A 1,454-nucleotide genomic window follows, 5' to 3' on the forward strand; every position below is an offset into this window, starting at 1 on the left:
CAATACCGTTCAGTTAAGCGTTTGAATGGTGATTTCTGAGGTGTTCAGGGGTTGTGGCCATTGGGCGTGGTGGAGACGTTTGGCGGGCCACTTGGAGATCTTGCGCTTGATGACTCGAGGGTTTGATCTTCGTCGGCGAGCGGGATTCAGCCGTCGAACGAGGGCGAGTACCGCATGACGCCAGATGGCCCTGGCGTGATCAGGGCGCGGAGGGGGAAAAAGCGCCCTGGGCCACGGAGCGGCGGGCGATTCGAAGTGCGGCGACGAAGGAGACCCGGTCCGGGTCGCGGCGGGCGTGCTGGGCGGCGTCGACCATGAGGGTGCGGATCGCGTAGTGGCAGCACAGGTGGCCCCAGATTTCCTGTTTGACCAGGTCTGGGGATTTGGACCGCATCACCATGCGGGGGCCGCGTTGATGCGTTTTCAGCTCGTCGAATACTGACTCGATCTCCCACCGCTCGGAGTACACGGTCGCGAGTTCTTCCGACGAAGCCTCGTCCGGATCCAGGATCGTGGTCAGCAACCGGTAGGCGTCGGGGCTGTCGCGTCCGTCGTCGATCGTGTAGTCCACGACCCGCACCGTCAACGGCAGTGTCTGTTGACGTCCCGTACCCGAGGTCGGGATGATCTGCGCCAGCCAGGACCCATCAGCGAGGGTCTCCTGATACCGGGGGCGCAGGTTCGTCTTGACCCGCCAGAGCAGGTCAGCACCCGTCGCGGCCGCCTGCGCCCACAACCGGAAGCCATAGAAGCCGCGGTCAGCGAGGACCAACATGCCCGGTTTGAAGCGCCCCGCGAGCTCCCGGGAAAGTTCAATTTCCGACGTCGTGCACGGGCCAATCACCGCGTCCAAAACGGCATGCGTTCCACACTCCGCCAACGCCACCAAGCGTGCTTGCGGGAAAGCGGATTGCTCCCCCCGACTGACCGGCGGGCGGCCAAAGAACTCCGCATTCACCGTGCTGTCGGCCAGATCCAGGATTGTTCCATCGATGGACATCAAACGCCGCCCGGCCAACCAGGACCCCGGCGTGTCAGGCCCTGCCAGCGGGCGCGCCACGCGGGCGAACAAGTCCCGCACCGGCTCAAACCCCAGCCGCCGACGCGCCTGAAAAATAGCCGACTTCGACGGGGGCGCATAGGTCTCAGACCAGCCAGAGGACCACGACAACCCATCCGTCAGTTGAGCAAATACATCCTCGTACGACGCTTCGGCATACAGCCCCATCCCGATCGAGAAATATGCCATCACCCGCGCCGGCAACGCCCGGTTCCGCTGCTCGGTCCGCCCCGCCGCTTTGACTACTTCGTCGATGACATCAGCCGGGAACACGCGGGTCAACAAACCCACCGACACCAAATCTGACAGCCGGCGATCAGAGACCGGCTTCACCCACCCTGTACGCGCCATACCGTCAACGTAACACGAAAGACCTTAACTGAACGGTATTGCG

The 1,454-nt window shown here is 63.4% G+C and carries 1 protein-coding gene; it reads right to left on the bottom strand.

Annotation, left to right across the window (positions count from 1 at the left end; genetic code table 11):
* Positions 1–199 precede the first annotated feature (199 nt).
* Positions 200–1,411: an IS4 family transposase gene (locus E3O23_RS00045; protein ID WP_134486504.1), complete on the bottom strand. Its 1,212-nt coding sequence runs from the start codon at positions 1,409–1,411 to the stop codon at positions 200–202.
* Between the last annotated feature and the right edge of the window lie 43 nt (positions 1,412–1,454).

Origin of the sequence: Cryobacterium tagatosivorans, assembly GCF_004402215.1 — a bacterium.
Lineage (GTDB): Bacteria > Actinomycetota > Actinomycetes > Actinomycetales > Microbacteriaceae > Cryobacterium > Cryobacterium tagatosivorans.